We start from the raw sequence: 16736 nt of genomic DNA on the forward strand, positions 1-16736 counted from the left end.
TTTGTTAGTCGCACCAGCGCGTTGGCGGTTCGCTGCCGATAGCGCGCGGGCAGATTTTCCCTAGCCACCCCCGATGTGCCCCAGATGCTGCGGCAGATCGTCCGTGATCTCGTGCCACGGCGCCTTGGAGCCGACGAAAATATGGGCGCGGGGGCGGATCGAAGGAGCATCGACCAGGGTTCCCATGGCGACATGGACCCATTTTCCTTCCCGGACCCGCGAATAAAGCAGCGAACCGCAACGGGCGCAGTGCGCGTCATGGGTGGTGTCGTCCCCGTAAATCATCCGCTGCTCCTCGCCCTTGACGAGGCGAAGCCGGCTGTATTCGATGCCCGCGAACGGCTTGAAGGCGGAACCGGTGGTCCGGCGGCAGTTCGAACAATGGCAGTTCAGCGCATAGGAGAACGCGTCCGCCACCTCGTAGCGGACGGCGCGGCAATAGCATTCGCCGGCAAGGATGCGAGCGTTCGATTTCTCTGATCCGGTCATGACGGTGCCCTCGCACAAATGGCGGAAGACACCCATAGCGCAATCCGGTGCGTACCACTAAGTTCGCGGCGCGCCATCATTCAAAGGGATGACCCATGAGCCCAAATCGTTCGAGCGTCGATGCCGTCGTGCAATCCTATTTCGACGGGCTTTACGAGGGCGACGCCGAAAAGCTCGGTGCCATCTTCCACCCCTCAGCCGATCTGCGCTGGGTCGAAAAGGGCGAACTGCAGGTGCTCACCGTGCCCGACTGGCTCGACCGCGTGCGCAAGCGGGCCTCGGCCAAGGCGGAGGGCAAACCGCGCGAGGATTTCATCGTCACCATCGACCGCTCGGATGACAAGACCGCCTTCATCAAGGTCAAATGCCAGCTGCCGCCGCGCTTCTTCACGGATTATCTGGTGGCGATGAAGCTCGCCGACGGCTGGCAGATCGTGTCGAAATCCTATCGGTATGATCTGAAGGAGTGAGGGGTGCCACTGCCCGAAATCGGGCGCACTCGCCCCCATTCTCCGTCGTTGCGAGCCCAACTCTAGCCACACGTCATTGCGAGGAGCTCTTGCGACGACGCAATCCAGAGTCCCTCCGCGGAGAGATTCTGGATTGCTTCGCTCCGCTCGCAATGACGGCGCGGATAGCGCGTCCATTACATCTCTCTCCATCTCCGTGTCACCCGAAGGTCCCCCCATGCTGCTCGACCGCCGTTCCCTGCTCGCCTCTCTGTGCTGGGTGGCCGCTTCTCCCGCTCTCGCCGTGGACGCGCCGCCTGAGCTCCAATCCTATGAGCGCGAGAGCGGCGGACGGATCGGGGTCTATGCGGAGAATCTCGCCACCGGCGCAAAGCTCACCTGGCGGGCCGACGAGCGCTTCGTGATGTGCTCGACCTTCAAGGCTTCGCTCGCGGCTTGCGTGCTGGCGCGGGTCGATCGCGGCGAGGAGAAGCTGGCCGCGATGATTCCCTATGGCAAGACCGACCTGCTGGAGTACGCGCCGGTCGCGAAGCAAAACCTCTCGGCCGGCGCGATGTCGGTCGCCGACATGTGCAAGGCGATCGTCGAGCTCAGCGACAACACTTGCGCCAATCTGCTGCTCGCCCGGGTCGGCGGCCCTGCCGCACTCACGGCGTTCTGGCGGTCGATCGGCGACACCATTTCGCGGCTCGACCACAACGAGCCCGAGCTGAACCGCTCGCCGCCCGGCGATCCCCATGACACCACGACGCCGGCGGCGATGGCCGGCAATCTGAAGCGGCTGGTCACGGGCGAAGCGCTCTCGCCGGCTTCACGGACCCGGCTCACTGACTGGATGGTGGGCTGCAAGACCGGCGCGAACCGGCTGCGCGGCGGCCTGCCGGCCAGCTGGAAGATCGGCGACAAGACCGGCAACAACGGCAAGGATGCATCGGGCGATATCGCGGTCGCCTGGGCCAAACCGGATACGCCAATCCTGATCGCGGCCTACACCCAGGGCGGCACGCCGAACCCAACACAGATCGAAGCGGCGTTCGCCCGCATCGGGCGCATGGTGGCCGAACGACTGGTGTAAGCCGCTTCGCATTGACCTGTTGGCCGCTTCCGGGCCAAGACAGGCCATGATCGCAGCGAAATTCCAGACCTTCCTCATCCTGCTCACTGTCCTGGCAGGCACCGCGCTGGTCGCCCGCCGTTTCAACATGGCGCCTGCCATTTTGCTGATGCTCTCCGGCGTCGGCCTCGCTTTCGTGCCAGGCATGCCGCCGGTGGAACTGCCGCCGGAACTGGTGCTGCTGATGGTGCTGCCACCGCTGATCTACTCGGCGAGCGTCGCGATGAGCTGGCGCGAGTTCAGGAACAATTTGCGCCCCATCGTGCTGCTCGCGGTCGGCGCCGTGATCTTCACGGCAGCGCTCGTTGCGGCTGCCACCCATTACGTGATCGGTCTGCCCTGGAGCATCGGCTTCCTGCTGGGCGCCATCGTCGCGCCGCCCGACGTGGTGGCGCCGCTCGCGATTGCGCGCCGGCTGAACATGCCGCGCCGGCTCCTGGTCATCCTCGAGGGCGAGGGCCTCGCCAATGACGCGACCGCGCTGATCCTCTACCGCTTCGCGCTCGCAGCGATCGTGGTCGGGCATTTCTCGCTGCCGCTGGCGGCCGGCGAATTTGCCGTCATCGTCGCGGGCGAAATCGCCTTCGGCATCGGCGTCGGCTGGCTCTCCCTCCGCTTCCGCAAATGGTCCTGCGATCCGCAGGTCGAGCTGACGCTGTCGCTGATTACGCCCTATGTGTCTTACTGGCTGCCCGAGCATGTCGGCGGCTCCGGCGTGATCGCCACCGTCGCTTGCGGCCTCTATGTGAGCTGGAACGGACCGCTGCTGATTTCGGCGTCGACGCGCCTGCAGGGCATCTTCTTCTGGGATCTCATCATCTATCTGATCGAGGGCTTGCTGTTCCTGCTCACCGGATTCCAGATGCGCGCGCTCTACGAGAAATCGAAAGCGTTCCCGCTCGACGACATCATGATCGCGACCGCCGTGGTGATGGTCATCATCGTCCTGGCGCGCTTCGCCTGGCTCTACCCCGCGACCTATCTGCCGCGGATGCTCAGCAAATCGCTGCGCAAACGCGATCCGTCGCCGCCCTGGCAATGGCCGTTCGCGCTCGCTTTCACCGGCGTGCGCGGCGCGGTGTCGCTGGCTGCCGCGCTGGCGCTCCCGTTCACGCTGCCCGATGGCGCTGCCTTCCCGTATCGCGACCTGATCCTGTTCGTGGCCTTCGGCGTCATCTTCATCACCCTGATCGGCGTCGGCCTGACGCTGCCGCCGGTGGTGCGCTGGCTCGGCATCGCGGAAGCCGGCCGCAACGAACATGTCGCGGAGCACGAGGCCGAGATCGCGGCACGGCGCCAGGCGCTCGACGCCGCGCTGAAATCGCTGGATGCATTGACCGAAGAAAAAGAGGTCTCGGACGAAGTGATGCGGCTCCTGCGCGCGCGCCACGAGATCCGCGTCAACCAGCTTCCTGATTCACTCGATCCCGCCCGCCACGACGTCTCTGCCGCCGGCACCGCACTGACCCGCGAGCTGATCGCCGCCGAGCGCAAGTTCATCCACGACCTCTTGCGCGACGGTCAGATCACCGACGAAACGCGACGGAGGATCGAACGCGACCTGGACCTGGAGGAGGCAAGCCTGGCGAACCGGGAGTATCAGGGGGCGCCGCTGTAACGTCTCGTCATTGCGAGGAGCGAAGCGACGAAGCAATTCAGACTGCCTCCGCTGAACGATTCTGGATTGCTTCGCTGCGCTCGCAATGACGGAGGCCGCAAGACAACCTACCGCTTCTCGCAATACGCCCGCATCGCCGTCACCACGGCCGTCGCAACCAGCTCCTGCCGCTCCGGCGAATTCACGGCCATCTCCTCGTCGCGGTTGATGATGGAGCCCGCCTCCAGCAGCACCGCGGCGCTTCGGGTCTGCGAGAGCACGACGAGCCCGTCATAACGGTAAACGCCGACATCCTTGTCGAGCAGGGGATGCCGGTAGCGCCCCATCAGCGGCAGGCTGTATTGGGTCGCGTATTGCAGGCCTTTTTCCTTCAGCTCCCGGCCCAGCAACCGGGCGAAAGCGAGGCTGGCGGCGAAGCGCGGATTGCGCTCGGACACGAACAGCGAATGGCCGCTGAAGCGATCGCTGAAATGGCTCCTGGCGCCTTCGAACTCCCAATCCTCCAGCATCTTGTCCGGCACGGAATCGTGGTGGATCGACAGGAAAAAATCGGCATGTGCGGCGTTGGCAGTGCCGACACGCTTGAGCAGGCTTGCCCGCGCCTTGCCTTCGGTCACCAGCACGCGGGTCGCGGCAAAGTCTGCCAACTTCAGGCGCTCTCCGATCAGACGCGCCAGATGCAGGTTGAAGCCGAATTCCACATCGTTGCGCGCACTGGTCGCGCCTTGCGATTCCGAGGTGTGTCCGACATCGAGGATGATCCTGAATTTACGCGGCTCGCATGGCTCGGGCGCAGGCGGCTTGATCCTGGCTCTCGCGGCCTTGCGCGCTCCGGCCGCCTCGCCATGGTCAGCTGGCAGCACCAAAAGCGGGATCAGCGAAACGGCCATGGCGGCGGTGATGCGCCACGATATTTTCACACCGGCCGTTCCCCCTTCACGGTCACGCGCGTGCCCGAGCGCGTGTGCGGCCAGTAGTCCCACATCGCGCGGTGCTGGGTGCAGCGGTTATCCCAGAAGGCGATGGCGTTCTCGGTCCAGCGGAAGCGGCACTGGAACAGCGGGTTCTCCGCGTGCTGGTAGAGATAGGCGAGCATCGCGTCGCTCTCGTCGCGCGGGATGCCGTTGATGCAGCGGGTGAAGCCGCGGTTGACGTAGAGCGCCTTCTTGCCCGTGACCGGATGGGTGCGCACCACCGGGTGCTCGGCGTTCGGGTAGGACGGCCGATCGGCGACGCCGTAATTGGCGTAGAGCCCGCGATAGATCGGCTCGCCGTCGTGCAGGGCGGTCACGCCGTCGAGATAGGCCTTCATGCGGTCTGACAGCGCTTCGTAAGCCGCGTACATGTTGGCGAACAGCGTGTCGCCGCCGCGCGGCGGACATTGCTTGATGTAGAGGATCGACCCCAGCGGCGGCTCGAGATCGCAGGAGACGTCGGAATGCCAGCCCTCGCCGTTGGCGCGCGGCGAGTTCTTGTCGGCATAGATCTTCATCAGCGCGGGATCTTCGTCCTCATGCGGCGCGGCGGGATGAAAATGCAGCTCGCCGAACTTGCGGCCGAAGGCGAGATGTTGCTGCGGCGTGATGGTCTGGTCGCGGAAGAAGATCACGAGGTTTTCGGCAAGCGCGCGGTGGATCTCGTCCATCTGCTGGTTGGAACGGGCATCGTCGGAGACCAGCTTGCCGATGTCGACGCCGGAGATCTCCGCGCCGATGATGGGCGTGAGCTTCTCGACCGCGATGGTCTCGTAAGGAGCGCCGTCTTCCGCCATGTGGCGGTAACGCGGGCCTTGCTTGCCGGCGAGTGAGCTCATGGCGTGTCTCCCGATCGTTTTGATTGGGAGCATGGTAGCAATGTAGGGCGGGTTAGCGAAGCGTAACCCGCCACTTCGCGTCCGCAAAAAATAAGGCGGATTACGCTTCGCTAATCCGCCCTACGATTCTGCTATTTGAGAGACGTTTACTCCGCCGCGGGCGCGGGCACCTTGGCGCCCTGGCCGTAGCGCTGGTCGATGTAGTCGATCACCAGCGCCTTGAAGTCGGCGGAGATGGTGGGGCCGCGCAGCGTGCGGAACTTCTTGCCGTCGACGAACACCGGCGCGGCCGGCGCCTCGCCGGTGCCGGGCAAGGAGATGCCGATATTGGCATGCTTGGATTCGCCGGGGCCGTTGACGATGCAGCCCATGACGGCAACGTTGAGCTCCTCGACGCCCGGATATTTAGACTTCCAGTTCGGCATCTCGTCGCGGATGAAACTCTGGATCGAGCTGGCCAGCTCCTGGAATGTGGTCGAGGTGGTGCGGCCGCAGCCGGGGCACGCCGCGACCAGCGGCACGAAGGTGCGGAAGCCCATGGTCTGAAGCAGCTCCTGGCCGACCTGCACTTCGCGGGTGCGGTCACCGCCGGGCTCCGGCGTCAGCGAGATGCGGATGGTGTCGCCGATACCCTGCTGCAGCAGGATGCCGAGCGCGGCCGAGGATGCGACGATGCCCTTGGTGCCCATGCCGGCCTCGGTGAGGCCAAGATGGATTGCGTAGTCGGACCGGCTGGCGAGATCCTGATAGACCGCGATGAGATCCTGCACCGCCGAGACCTTTGCGGAGAGGATGATGCGGTCCTTGGGCATGCCGAGCTCTTCGGCGCGCGCAGCCGAGAGCAGCGCCGACTGCACCATCGCCTCGCGCGTAACCGCGCGCACGTCGCGCGGATCGGCGGACGCGGCGTTCTCGTCCATCAGCCTGGTCAGCAGCTCCTGGTCGAGCGAACCCCAATTGGCGCCGATGCGCACCGGCTTGCTGTTCTTGTTCGCGATCTCGATGATGTCGGCGAACTGGGTGTCGCGCTTGTCCTTGAAGCCGACATTGCCGGGATTGATGCGGTACTTGGCGAGCGCTTCGGCGCAGGCCGGATAGGCCGCGAGCAGCTTGTGGCCGATATAATGGAAATCGCCGATCAGCGGCGTGGTGATGCCACGCTTGGCCAGGCCGTCGCGGATGTGCGGAACGGCGGCAGCAGCTTCCTCGCGGTCCACGGTGATGCGGACCATTTCGGAGCCGGCGCGCGCCAGCGCTGCGACCTGGGCGATGGTGCCGTCGATGTCGGCCGTGTCGGTGTTGGTCATCGACTGAACGACGATCGGCGCACCGCCGCCGACGGCGACGTTGCCAACCTTGACCTGGGTGGTCTGATGCCGGGGCGCCGGGCCCGCGATATCGGAATCGATGGGGTTTTCGAGCTTGTTCATGGAGGTCCAAATATCAGGTTTTGGTGACGTTCAGCAATGCATCAGCTGGCGCCGCGGCCGTTTGGCTCGGACGGTTAACCAGAAAAAGCCCAGCAATTACAAGGACGGCTGCCGCCCCAAAAGCCAGGCTCAGGTGATCGTGCATGATGAAATAGCTACCCACCACGCCAAACAAAGGGGTGATGAAGGTAAAAGCCGACAATTTGCTGGCCGAATAGGTCTTCACCAGCGCGAACCAAAGCGTGAACGTGGTTCCAACCACCCAGATCGCCTGGAAGGCCATCAGGCCGAGGGCGAGCGGCGACGGGGTGTGGGTGATGGTCTCCCCGGACAGCCAGGCAGCCGCGCCAAGGATGGGGATCGAGGTCGCGACCTGGTAGCCGAGCGCCTTTTCAGGCGCGGCGAAGCGCAGCCGCGTGCCCTTGGCGACCAGCGTGGTCGCGGCCCACAGTGAAGCGCCGGCGACGATCATGAGATCGCCGAGAAGGACGTGTGAGTCGACATTGGCCTGCGGCACGCCGATCGCGAGCGCCACACCGGCAAAGCTGATCGCAAGTCCCAGCCATTGCGTGCTGCCAAGGCGTTCGCCGAGCACTTGATAGGAGCCGAGCGCAACGAAGAACGGCGCGGTGTAGAGAAACACCACCGCGCGGGATGCCGAGGTCAGGCGCAGGCCCTGGAAGATCAGCACGAACTCGATGCCGAACATCAGCCCGGCGATCAGGCCGGGCTTCCACGTGCCGTCACGCTCGAAGAATTTGACGCCGCGCAAGCTGCCGATGACGAACAGCACCGGCAGCGCGCCCATCGAGCGGATCATCGCCTGCAGCATCGGCGGAATATCCGGCAGCACCAGCTTCACCGCGATCTGGTTGAAGGCCCAGGTCAGGCACAGCATGAGCATCAGGGCGATGGCGCCGGCACTGAGGGGGCGTGCGGCGGACGGATTGGCTTGAGGTGAGGACATTTCTTCCTGGAATCCGGCTTTGTGCCGTTGTTGCTTCAAGACGTTTTCTGACAATGGGTGCAGACACCCGTGATCTCCACCACGGACAGCTTTGGCGCGAAGCCTGACGCGCGCGCCGCGGCATTCAGCTCCTTGGCAAACGACCCCGACGGGATCTCGCCGACAAGGCCGCAGCGCTCGCAGATCAGGAACGCGACTGCCGAGGTCGCGTCATGGTCGTGGGCGGCGCAGGCGAGATAGGCGTTGCGGCTTTCGATGCGGTGCACGAGGCCGTTCGCCATCAAAAAATCGAGGGCACGGTAGACCGTGATCGGCGCCGGCCGCGCCATCGATTTTGCCAGTTCGTCGATCACCTCGTAAGCGCCCAGCGGCCGATGGCTGGACAGCAGCGCACCCAGCACCTGGCGGCGTATCGGCGTGAATTTCTGCGCCCGCTGCGCGCAAACGGCTTCCGCATGCGCCAGCGCGTCCGCGGTGCAGCGGCCGTGATCATGGTCGGGCGTCGGAAATGCCGGCTTTGCGAGGGTCATTCGGCCCGCCTTCTAGCATTTCGGCCATGGAACCCAAAGCACGACCGGCGCCGCGGCGGTCAGCCATGCTTTTGTTGCGGGACAGTATCGCGCCAATCCGCCATGAAATAATCATAAGCTTGCTTATTATAGGGAAGCTTATTGGAGGCGAAGCTCATGACCCGCGGGTCTGTCGACCACAACTTCCTGTTCACGCTCGGCGAGCTCTACCGGCTCTTGCGGGTCTATGCCGACAAGGAGGCCTCGCGCTTCGGCATCACCCGCGCGCAATGGGCGGTGCTGGCCAAGGTCGAGCGCAGCGAGGGCATGAAACAGTCGGAACTCGCCGAGCTGCTGGAGATGCAGCCGATCACGCTGACGCGGCTGATCGACAAGCTCTGCGACAGCGACTGGATCGAGCGCCGCAACGACGCCTCGGACCGCCGCGTCAAGCGCCTCTATCTGAAGAAGGCCGGCCGTGCGCTGCTCGGCAAGATGAGCGGCCTGAAATCGGAACTCACGGCGAACGCGCTCGACGGGATCAGCCCGGCTGACGCCCATCGTCTCCTCACCCAACTCGAAACCATCAAGGAAAACGTGCGTACCGCGATCCAGACGTCTGGTGCGGAACAAGCGCGTAAGGAGCAGCGCTATGGCTGATCAGGTCCTCAAATTCCAGCCCGAGCAGAAGATCGACAGCGGCAAGCCGACCAAGAAGGCCGGGACCGATCCGCGCCGCCGCTTCGTCGCAGGCCTGCGCCGTTATCGCCGCTTCCTGCTGATGGTGGTGCTGCCGATCGTGGCCGTGATCGCCGGCCTGACCTTCTATCTCAATGGCGGCCGCTATGTCGGCACCGACGACGCCTATGTCGGTGCGCAGAAGGTGCTGGTGACGCCCGATATCTCCGGCAAGATCCAGAAGGTCGTCGTCAAGGAGGGCCAGCTGGTCAAGCAGGGCGACGAACTGTTCGAGATCGATCCCGTGCCGTTTCGCCTCGCGGTGGACGAGGCCAAGGCGCAGCTGATGCAGGCGCAGACGACCTATGACAATCTTCGCGCCAACATCAAGATCTACGGCGACATGCTCGATCTCGCCCAGAAGGGCGTCGACCTGAAGCAGCGCGACGTCGAGCGCAAGCAGGCGCTGGTGAAGAACAGCTACGGCTCGCAGCTCGATCTCGATAACGCCTCGAACGCGCTGGTCACGTCGGGCTCGATCGCACAATACGTCAAGCAGCAGATCTCGACCGCCAAGACGCAGCTGCTCGGCGACACCGACCTGCCGCTGGAGAAATTCCCGCCCTACGTTGAGGCCAAGTCCAAGCTCGACAATGCCGAGCGCAATCTCGACCACTCCGTGGTGCGGGCATCGATGGGCGGTATCGCAACCCAGGTCGAGCAGATCCAGCTCGGCCGCTACGTCACCGCCGGCACCCCGGTGTTCTCCATCATCGACGTCGCCCATCCCTGGGTCGACGCCAATCCGAAGGAGAGCGACCTCACCTACGTCACCGAAGGCCAGCCTGTTACCCTCGAGGTCGATGCGTTCCCGAACCATGTCTTCAAGGGCAAGATCGGTTCGCTCTCGCCCGGCACCGGCGCGCAATTTGCGATCCTGCCGCCGCAGAACGCTACCGGCAACTTCGTCAAAGTGGTGCAGCGCGTGCCGGTCCGGATCTATTTCGACGAGAGCGACAAATACGTGAAGAAACTGAAGGCCGGCATGAGCGTCTATGCCACCATCGACACCGGCCACCAGCGCTCGCTCGCCGGCCTGCTCGGCCTGTCGGCGACGGCTGGCCAGGACAAGGACTGATCCGATGGCGGAGTCCAACCCCGCCCTGATGGTCCCCGGCCTGCGCCGGAACATGGTGACGATCTGCGCCATGACGGCGACCATCATGCAGGCGCTGGACACCACGATCGCCAACGTCGCGCTGCCCTACATGCAGGGCACGCTGTCGGCGTCACAGGACCAGATCAACTGGGTGCTGACCTCCTACATCGTTGCGGCCGCGATCATGACCGCGCCGGTCGGTTGGATCTCCAACCGCTACGGCCGCAAGCGCATCTTCATCATCTGCGCCGCCGGCTTTACGTTCGCCTCCGTGCTGTGCGGCCTCGCGCAGGACATCAACCAGATGGTGCTGTTCCGCCTGCTGCAAGGCGTGTTCGGCGCCGCACTGGTGCCGCTGTCGCAGTCCGTCATGCTCGACTATTACACGCTGCAGGAACGCGCCACCGCCATGTCGATCTGGGGCATGGGCGTGATGATGGGCCCCATCATGGGTCCGTCGCTCGGCGCCTGGCTGACCGAGACCTATTCATGGCACTGGGTATTCTTCGTCAACCTGCCGTTCGGCGCGATCACCGTGCTCGGGCTCGGCGTCTTCATGGACGAGACGGACAAGAATCTCAGCCTGAAGTTCGACTGGTTCGGCTTTGCCGCGCTCGCGATCGGGATCGGCGCGCTGCAACTCGCGCTTGACCGTGGCGAGCAACTCGACTGGTTCGAATCGGTCGAGATCGTGACCGAGTTCGTGGTCTCGGGAATCGCCTTCTATTACTTCTTCGTCCACTCGTTCACGACCTCGCGCCCCTTCATCCAGTTCGCGCTGTTTCGGGATCGCAACTTCCTCACCGGCTGCATCTTCATGACGGTGATGGGCCTCGTGCTCTATTCGACCATGGCGCTGGCCTCGCCCTACCTTCAAAACGTCATCGGCTATCCCATCATGACCGCCGGCGGCCTGCTCGCAAGCCGCGGCTTCGGCACCTTCTTTGCCATGATGATGGTCGGTCGCATCATGCGCTATATCGAGGCGCGCACGCTGATCATCTGCGGCCTATCGCTGACGGCCGCGTCGCTGTTCCAGATGACCGGCTGGACCGACCAGACCCAGGTGCCGGAGATCGTCGTTGTCAGCGTGATCCAGGGCTTCGGCTTCGGCCTCGTCTTCGTGCCGCTCTCGACGGTGGCGTTCCTGACACTGCCGAACCATCTGCGCACCGACGGCACCTCGATGCTGACGCTGATGCGCAACGTCGCGAGCTCAGTCGGCATCTCGATCGTCATCGCCCAGCTGACGCAGGGAACGCGCGGGACCTATGCGATCCTGTCTGAGTATATCAACCCCTTCAACCACGCCCTCCAGATGCCGAACGTGCGCAGCATGATCGACCTCTCCACCGACGCCGGCCGCGCCATGGCCGACCGCATGGTCGGCGTGCAGTCGCAGATCATCGCCTTCGCGCACGACTACCAGCTGGTGATGTTCTTCATCCTCTGCACCATCCCGCTGGCGCTGATGATCGGCTCGACCAAGGCCACGCTGCGCAAGCAGACGGCAGCGCCGGAACATGCGGTGATGGAGTAAGACGAACAACGCGGCGGCGCCTCATCGTCATTGCGAGCGCAGCGAAGCAATCCAGAATCTTTCCGCGGCGGCAGTCTGGATTGCTTCGTCGCATCAGCGCAAAATTGCTCCGCAATTTTGTCGCGAGCTCCTCGCAATGACGGCTTGTAGCACAAGCACCCTACAACAGCTCCTCGCAGCCGAGATCATCGACCGCCATCATCACCCGCTCCAGATTGTTCCACCAGATCAGCGGCGGAATGTTGATGCTCCATTGCCAGACCGGTTTGGTGATGTGCCAGAGCACCGACCGGCGATAGTCCTGGTCGAGCGCGCCGCGGGTGTAACCGACCACCCCGTGCGCGAGCAGCGTCTCGTGATAGTGATTGAGCAACTGACGTTCGAGCGCCTGCCGGCGCTCCGGATACCACTGGATCGCCATCATGTAGGCGAGGTCGGTGGGCGGCACGTTGATGCGCCATTGGTCGAAATCGAAAATGCGCACGGTGTCGACGACGCCAGCACGCGGCAGCAGGAAATTCCAGCTATGCGCGTCGCCATGAGTGATGCTGAGATGCCGCCGCGAGTGGTAGCGCTCGGACAGCCGGGCCGACTGGTCGATCAGGCGGCGATAGATAATGCGACGCTCCTCGCTGAGGCGGTCGCCGAGCAGATCGGCGAAGCGATCGTAGTGGCCTGCGAAGGTCTCCATGTGCTGCGCACTGTCCTCGGTGCTCACCCAGGTGCCGACGGTGTCGCCGAGACTGGGATGATCCCACCACGCCGCATGCCAGCTTGCGAGAGTCGTGACGATCGCGATCGCCTGTTCCCGCGACGGCGGCAGGGGCCACTGCGTCGCGACCTCATGGCTGTCGGTGAGATCCTCGAGCAGAAGATGCCAACTGGGGCTTTCCTCGTCGAAGCGTCCGTCGAAGCAGCGCGGCACCAGTCCCGAGGGCATTTTCGGCGCGAGCTTCGCGTAGAAGGCCACCTCGTGCCGGCCGCCATGCGCAAGCGTCTTGGCAAAATTGGCATGGGCCGTCTTGAGGATCAGCGTCTGCGGTGCGCCCGTGGACTCCCCGACATAACGCAGTCCGAGCCGCGTGATGTGCGACACCAACGTGTCGCGCTCATGCAGCACCTTCACTTCGCGCACGGCGCCGGCGTCCAGCACGCCGGCCTTGCGCAGTGCAGCCGTCAGGTACCCGGGTTCAGCGACCGCCGGCAATTGTGAGGATGTCATGAATCGCGCCCCCCGGTGCCGCAGCCATACTGCATGAACACTCGGGGAAGCGCCAGCGCGCGACAGCCGCCTTCACAGGAAGGCGGCGAGACGTCAGACGTCGAAGAACACCGTTTCGGTGTCACCCTGCAGGCGCAAGTCGAGCTTATAGACGGCCTTGCCGGCCTCGCGCACCGCAATCAGCGTGGCGCGGCGGTCGGCCGGCACCAGTCCTAGCACGGGATCGGCGGCGTTGCCGGCCTCGTCGCCGAAATAGATGCGGGTATAGAGATGCCGCAGCATGCCGCGCGCGAACACCGCCAGGACGATGTGCGGCGCCTGCGGCTTGCCGTCGGGATCGGGCACGACGCCCGGCTTGATGGTGTCGAAGGAATAATTGCCGTCCTTGTCCGTGCCGCAGCGGGCAAAGCCGCGGAAGCTGGCGTTCGGCAGCGCGCGCTTGTCCTGCGGGTCGGCGAAGCGTCCCTGCGCGTCCGCCTGCCAGATCTCCAGCATGGCGTCAGGCACGATGGCACCGTCGCCGTCGAACACCCGGCCCTCGATGCGGACACGGTCGCCCGTGACGTCAGGCGTCAGCGTCGAATTGGTGAACGCGTCATTCCAGGCGTATTCGCCGGTCGGAGTCATGCCGTATTTGAAGAACGGGCCGACGGTCTGCGACGGGGTGATACCGTTGGGCTTCACAGAGTCCTGCACGTTAGTGGTTCTCCATGGGGGTGGCATCCTTACCGCGCAGCACGATGTCGAAGCGGTAGCACAGCGCCCATTCCGGCTTGGTATTCTCAAGGTCGAACGACGAGACCATGCGCATCCGCGCCCTCTCGTCCGGCACCGAGTTGAAGATCGGGTCGAACGGGAACAGCGGGTCGCCGGGGAAATACATCTGCGTCACGAGGCGAGTGACGAAGGAATGGCCGAACACCGAGAGATGGATGTGGGCAGGGCGCCAGGCATTGTGGTGATTGCCCCAGGGATAAGCGCCGGGCTTGATGGTGACGAAGCGATAGTAGCCGGAGGCGTCGCTCTGGGTGCGGCCCGCTCCGGTAAAATTCGGATCGAGCGGCGCCGGGTGCTGGTCGCGGACATGGACGTAACGACCGCAGGCATTGGCCTGCCAGATCTCGACCAGCGAGTTCGGGACGCCGCGGCCGTCTTCGTCACGGACATGGCCGTGCACGATGATGCGCTCGCCGAGCGGCTCGCCTGTGTGCTGGGTGGTGAGGTCGCTGTCGCCGTCGCGCACGGTCTCGTGGCCATAGACCGGGCCGGTCAGCTCCGACAACGTGTGGCGCATCGGGATCAAGGGCTTGTTCGGCGCGCGCTTGATCGAGCTCTTGTATTCGGGCGACAGCGGCAGCGGATGCGCCTTGTTGCTGTCGGTGGGATAGATGAATGTCATTGGCGAACTCCTCCCCGGCCATTTTGGTCCAGCCGGTCAACGCTTCGGCCAATCATTATAGAATATAACTAATCTAGGGAAGCGGGTTTAGCGCTCCCGCCAACCCGACATCGTCCGTCACCAAGCTTTACTTGATCGGCGCACGCGGCAGCACAGCCTCGCCTGCCTCGAGCCGGTAGGTGTGATCGAGCGAATACCATGGCGTCGTAACGTCACGCGCGGTCGGATGCGGCGTCTCGTGGCGCAGGAACTTGCCGATCAGCGCTTGTGTCACGCCGAACTGCACGTCGCTGTCGATATGGGGGTCGTTGGGATCGTAGACCTGCGAGATCAGCACCTTGAATCCCGGCTTGAAGATCAGGGCGTGCAGATGCGCGGGACGATAGGGATGGCGGCTCTGCGCCTCCAGGAGGCGGCCGACCACGCCATTGGTCGGAATCGGATAGCCCACCATCATCACCGAGCGGAACGAGAAACGCCCATCCTGGTCGGTCGTGAACTTGCCGCGCAGGTTCATGTCGGCCTGCTCGGGGTCCTGGTTCTCATAGAGCCCGACCGGCGAGGCATGCCAGACATCGACCTCCGCGCCGGCAATGGGCCGACCGTCTTTGTCGACGACGTGGCCGTTGACGAACAACGGCGCGCCCGGCGTCTCGGAGCGGACAATCGATCCGCCCTCCTCCACAAGCGGCGAGTTCAGCCGCCAGAACGGTCCGAGCAGCGACTGGTCGGTTTCGGTATTGCCCTGATCGCCGTTGTTGAGCAGGCAGACCAGCGGCGAGACGCCGAGCGAGCCCGCCATCAGCACGACTTCATTATGCGTGTCGGTGGTCAGCTTCCCAAGCTCGGCGATAACAGCCGTAGCGTCGCGAAACTCCTTCTCGGTCAGGCGCACGTCACGGACGAAGCCGTGCAGATGCTTGACCAGCGAGACCATGATCTGCCGCATCCGCGGATCGGACGTCCGCTCCATTACCGCCAGTGCGGCGGCCGTGACGTCCTGCTCGCGCTCGATGATCATGGCACGGCCCCTAAAGGCCCTCTCCCCGCAAGCGAGGAGAGGGAGAAAGCCTAATTCAGCTTCTCGATCGCCATCGCCACGCCCTGGCCGACGCCGACGCACATGGTGGCGAGCGCGAGCTTGCCGCCGCGCTTCTCCATGCCGTGGACGGCGGTGAGCGCGAGGCGCGCGCCGCTCATGCCGAGCGGATGGCCGAGCGCGATCGCGCCGCCATGCGGATTGACGAAGTCCGCATCGTCGGCAACGCCGAGCTGACGCATGCAGGCGATGCCCTGCGAGGCGAAGGCTTCATTGAGCTCGATCAGGTCGAAATCGGTGATCTTCTTGCCCAGACGTTCCATCAGCTTGCGGGTCGCCGGCACCGGGCCGATGCCCATGATGCGCGGCGGCACGCCGGCCGAGGCGAGGCCGAGGATGCGCGCGCGCGGCGTGAGGCCATGCTTCTTCACAGCGGCTTCCGAGGCCAGAATCATCGCAGCCGCGCCGTCATTGACGCCCGACGCATTGCCTGCGGTCACCGTGCCGGGATTGCGCACGATCGGCCTCAGCTTCGTCAGGGCTTCGAGCGTGGTCTCGGGACGCGGATGCTCGTCCTTGTCGATGGTAACGGGGCCGGCCTTGCCGCCGGGAATGGTGATCGGGATGATCTCTTCGGCGAAATAGCCGGCTGCGATCGCCTTACCGGCGCGCTGCTGCGAGCGGATGGCGAAGGCATCCTGGTCGGCGCGCGAGACCTGGAATTCCTCGGCGACGTTTTCGCCGGTCTCCGGCATCGCGTCGACGCCATATTGCGCCTTGAGCAGCGGATTGATGAAGCGCCAGCCGATCGTGGTGTCGAAGATCTCGGCCGAGCGCGAGAACGCCTCCTGCGCCTTGCCCATCACGAACGGCGCGCGGGTCATGGATTCCACGCCACCGGCGATCGCAAGCTCGATCTCGCCGGAGCGGATGGCACGACCGGCCGCGCCAACGGCATCGAGGCCGGAGGCACAAAGCCGGTTCAGGGTCTGGCCGGGAACCGAGTCCGGGAGCCCGGCGAGCAGCAGCGCCATGCGCGCGACATTGCGGTTGTCCTCGCCGGCCTGGTTGGCGCAGCCGAAGAACACTTCGTCGACCTGCGCCCAGTCGAGATTGGGGTGCTTGGCCATCAGCGCCTTGATCGGGGCCGCCGCGAGGTCGTCGGCGCGCACCTTGGCAAGCGAGCCGCCGAAACGGCCGATCGGGGTCCGCACGGCATCGCAGATAAAGACGTCACGCATCGTTGTTCTCCCTGAATGCCGCGGTTCGGCGAAAATTCTTCAATGTCG

General features: G+C 64.5%; 17 protein-coding genes. 6 read left to right on the forward strand and 11 right to left on the reverse strand.

What is annotated here, in order from left to right; all coding sequences use genetic code 11:
* Window positions 1-60: 60 nt before the first annotated feature.
* A complete protein-coding gene (locus K3F49_RS18025) occupies window positions 61-489 on the reverse strand; it encodes a GFA family protein (RefSeq protein ID WP_234682290.1) in 429 nt (142 codons plus the stop codon).
* A 95-nt stretch (window positions 490-584) separates the two neighbouring features.
* On the opposite strand from K3F49_RS18025, the gene K3F49_RS18030 reads away from it, so the two are divergent.
* The 3 genes from K3F49_RS18030 (at window position 585) to K3F49_RS18040 (ending at window position 3691) form a co-directional block, all read left to right on the forward strand.
* Complete coding sequence (locus K3F49_RS18030) at window positions 585-959, forward strand: nuclear transport factor 2 family protein (protein ID WP_234682291.1); 375 nt, start codon at window positions 585-587, stop codon at window positions 957-959.
* A gap of 217 nt (window positions 960-1176) precedes the next feature.
* Window positions 1177-2034 carry a class A beta-lactamase gene (gene bla / locus K3F49_RS18035; RefSeq protein ID WP_234682292.1) on the forward strand — a complete coding sequence of 286 codons (858 nt, stop codon included), beginning with the start codon at window positions 1177-1179 and terminating at the stop codon, window positions 2032-2034.
* Window positions 2035-2080: 46 nt separating this feature from the next.
* The gene (locus K3F49_RS18040; RefSeq protein WP_234682293.1) at window positions 2081-3691 is read left to right on the forward strand and encodes a Na+/H+ antiporter; all 1611 of its coding nucleotides are present in this window, start codon (window positions 2081-2083) and stop codon (window positions 3689-3691) included.
* A gap of 107 nt (window positions 3692-3798) precedes the next feature.
* Here the strand turns inward: K3F49_RS18040 and K3F49_RS18045 are convergent, their stop codons facing one another.
* From K3F49_RS18045 to K3F49_RS18065, 5 genes are all read right to left on the reverse strand, one after another.
* Window positions 3799-4611 carry an N-acetylmuramoyl-L-alanine amidase gene (locus K3F49_RS18045; RefSeq protein ID WP_452101107.1) on the reverse strand — a complete coding sequence of 271 codons (813 nt, stop codon included), beginning with the start codon at window positions 4609-4611 and terminating at the stop codon, window positions 3799-3801.
* Window positions 4608-5504 (reverse strand): TauD/TfdA dioxygenase family protein, encoded by an 897-nt coding sequence (locus tag K3F49_RS18050; RefSeq protein ID WP_234682294.1) that lies wholly within the window; start codon window positions 5502-5504, stop codon window positions 4608-4610. Before K3F49_RS18050 ends, K3F49_RS18045 begins: the two co-directional genes overlap by 4 nt.
* Window positions 5505-5650: 146 nt before the next feature.
* Entirely contained in the window at window positions 5651-6934 is a 1284-nt protein-coding gene (gene ispG, locus K3F49_RS18055; RefSeq protein ID WP_234682295.1) for a flavodoxin-dependent (E)-4-hydroxy-3-methylbut-2-enyl-diphosphate synthase, read from the reverse strand.
* Window positions 6935-6947: 13 nt separating this feature from the next.
* On the reverse strand, window positions 6948-7901 hold the full coding sequence (locus tag K3F49_RS18060) for a DMT family transporter (protein WP_234682296.1): 954 nt from the start codon (window positions 7899-7901) through the stop codon (window positions 6948-6950).
* A 35-nt stretch (window positions 7902-7936) separates the two neighbouring features.
* Window positions 7937-8431: a Fur family transcriptional regulator gene (locus tag K3F49_RS18065; RefSeq protein ID WP_234682297.1), complete on the reverse strand. Its 495-nt coding sequence runs from the start codon at window positions 8429-8431 to the stop codon at window positions 7937-7939.
* A 156-nt stretch (window positions 8432-8587) separates the two neighbouring features.
* Here K3F49_RS18065 and K3F49_RS18070 point away from each other — a divergent pair, with 156 nt between their 5' ends.
* The 3 genes from K3F49_RS18070 to K3F49_RS18080 are packed head-to-tail and all read left to right on the forward strand — an operon-like array spanning window position 8588 to window position 11787.
* Window positions 8588-9070, forward strand: a complete 483-nt coding sequence (locus tag K3F49_RS18070) for a MarR family winged helix-turn-helix transcriptional regulator (RefSeq protein ID WP_234682298.1) — start codon at window positions 8588-8590, stop codon at window positions 9068-9070.
* Entirely contained in the window at window positions 9063-10226 is a 1164-nt protein-coding gene (locus K3F49_RS18075; protein ID WP_234682299.1) for an HlyD family secretion protein, read from the forward strand. The genes K3F49_RS18070 and K3F49_RS18075 overlap by 8 nt, the downstream gene beginning before the upstream one ends.
* 4 nt (window positions 10227-10230) lie before the next feature.
* A complete protein-coding gene (locus tag K3F49_RS18080; protein ID WP_234682300.1) occupies window positions 10231-11787 on the forward strand; it encodes an MDR family MFS transporter in 1557 nt (518 codons plus the stop codon).
* Window positions 11788-11947: 160 nt separating this feature from the next.
* Here the strand turns inward: K3F49_RS18080 and K3F49_RS18085 are convergent, their stop codons facing one another.
* From K3F49_RS18085 to pcaF, 5 genes are all read right to left on the reverse strand, one after another.
* The gene (locus tag K3F49_RS18085) at window positions 11948-13009 is read right to left on the reverse strand and encodes an ecdysteroid 22-kinase family protein (protein ID WP_234682301.1); all 1062 of its coding nucleotides are present in this window, start codon (window positions 13007-13009) and stop codon (window positions 11948-11950) included.
* A gap of 93 nt (window positions 13010-13102) precedes the next feature.
* Window positions 13103-13705 carry a protocatechuate 3,4-dioxygenase subunit alpha gene (pcaG, locus tag K3F49_RS18090; protein WP_234682302.1) on the reverse strand — a complete coding sequence of 201 codons (603 nt, stop codon included), beginning with the start codon at window positions 13703-13705 and terminating at the stop codon, window positions 13103-13105.
* Between the two features lies 1 nt (window position 13706).
* Window positions 13707-14408 (reverse strand): protocatechuate 3,4-dioxygenase subunit beta, encoded by a 702-nt coding sequence (gene pcaH / locus K3F49_RS18095; RefSeq protein ID WP_234682303.1) that lies wholly within the window; start codon window positions 14406-14408, stop codon window positions 13707-13709.
* Window positions 14409-14535: 127 nt separating this feature from the next.
* Window positions 14536-15429: a dioxygenase family protein gene (locus K3F49_RS18100; protein ID WP_234682304.1), complete on the reverse strand. Its 894-nt coding sequence runs from the start codon at window positions 15427-15429 to the stop codon at window positions 14536-14538.
* Window positions 15430-15479: 50 nt separating this feature from the next.
* The gene (gene pcaF, locus K3F49_RS18105; RefSeq protein ID WP_234682305.1) at window positions 15480-16688 is read right to left on the reverse strand and encodes a 3-oxoadipyl-CoA thiolase; all 1209 of its coding nucleotides are present in this window, start codon (window positions 16686-16688) and stop codon (window positions 15480-15482) included.
* Window positions 16689-16736 lie beyond the last annotated feature (48 nt).

The organism is Bradyrhizobium monzae, assembly GCF_021458635.1.
GTDB lineage: Bacteria > Pseudomonadota > Alphaproteobacteria > Rhizobiales > Xanthobacteraceae > Bradyrhizobium.